Source organism: Mycobacterium sp. ML4, assembly GCF_054515735.1.
Genome location: NZ_JBTNSY010000075.1, coordinates 1 through 1,547, shown reverse-complemented (window position 1 = coordinate 1,547; position 1,547 = coordinate 1). Strand labels below are relative to the sequence as shown.

1 protein-coding gene is annotated in these 1,547 nt (G+C 61.0%); it reads right to left on the bottom strand.

Annotation, left to right across the window (positions count from 1 at the left end; genetic code table 11):
- The coding region (locus ACX9NE_RS29245) for a PPE domain-containing protein (RefSeq protein ID WP_459365261.1) at positions 1 to 1,528 on the bottom strand (1,528 nt) is incomplete at its 3' end.
- Positions 1,529 to 1,547 lie beyond the last annotated feature (19 nt).

Below are 1,547 nucleotides of genomic sequence, written 5' to 3'. Positions count from 1 at the left end.
TGCCGGATACGGCATTACCATAGGAGATGTGGTAGCCGCTGCTGAGTGTGCTTATCGTCACCCCGAACCCGGAGACTTTCTCCCCGTTGTTACCGAATCCCGAGTTCGGACCTGCGCCACTATTGCCGAAACCTGAGTACGGGCCCGGACCGTCGCCGGCGTTGCCAAAACCGGTGTTGAGCTCTCCGGCATTGAGCCCACCGGTGTTGAACTCACCCGAATTGAAGAAGCCGGTGTTCCCGGTGCCGGCATTGAACCCGAAGGTATTAACGAAACCCGAATTAAAGCTGCCGGAATTAACATTTCCGGAGTTGAAGTTCCCGCTATTGGCATTACCCGCGTTGAACGAGCCCGTGGTTTCACCGCCGGAATTGAAGAAACCGGTGTTCAAGCCGCCGGAACTGAAGAAGCCAGTATTGACTCTGCCGGAATTGCCAATGCCCGTGTCGGTCTCACCGGAGTTAGCGACGCCGGTGTTGTTGAACCCGGCGTTTGCCACTCCCGTGTTGTGAGTACCAGAGTTGAAAAAGCCGGAGTTCCCGGTGCCGGAGTTCCCAAATCCGACATTGCCACTGCCAGAGTTCAGGCCGCCGAAGCCGATCTGTTTGTCGCCCGTCAGCCCGATGCCGATATTCCCGGTGCCGGTGTTGCCGAAACCGAGGTTGCCGGTGCCGCTGTTCCCAGCCCCGATATTTCCGCTGCCGGTGTTGCCGTAGCCCACATTCGAGTTGCCAGCGTTTCCGCTGCCGAAGCTGGTTTGGCCGGTGTTTCCGTTGCCGATGTTGGCGCTGCCGGTATTCCCGTTGCCGAAATTGGTGTTGCCGGTGTTACCGCTGCCGACGTTCCAGTCGCCACGATTGCCGTTGCCCAGATTCGAGTTCCCGAGGTTTCCGCTGCCGACGTTGCCGTTTCCAGGCCCGTTGGAGCCGGAGTTGCCGCTGCCGACGTTGTAGCTGCCGCGATTGCCGCTACCCAGGTTGACGTCGCCGATATTTGCGCTGCCGGCGTTGTAATTACCCGTGTTGCCGGACCCGATGTTCCCCTGCCCGATGTTGCCCACGCCGATATTGTTCGCGGAGATGTGCGACCATGCCTGCTTTGCAGCGTGCGTCAGCCCCGGCACGTTGGCTGCGAAGTCTTTCCATGACACCAGGCCCGCAGCCACAGCCGAAGCGTCCGCATGGTAGCCGGACATTGCTGCCACGTTCCGAGCCCACATCCACTCGTACTCCGCCTCCGTTGCCGCAAGGGCCGGGAAGTTCTGGCCGAACAAGTTCGATGCGGCTAACGACAGCAGCTCACGACGATTAGCTGCGATCGCCGACGGAACTATCGTGCCCGCAAGCGCTTCTTGGAAAGCGTGCACCGCCGCCCTGGTCATTCCCGCGGTCTGTTCGGCTGCCCCGGCAGCCATTCGAAGGTATCCCAAGTAAGAGCCCGCCGCCGCTGCCATGGACGCCGAAGCCCGGCCCTGCCAGGCCCCGTCCGCCATCCCCGAAATGACCGATTCCCAACCGGCCGATGCCATTTGGAGCTCGCTTGCCAGA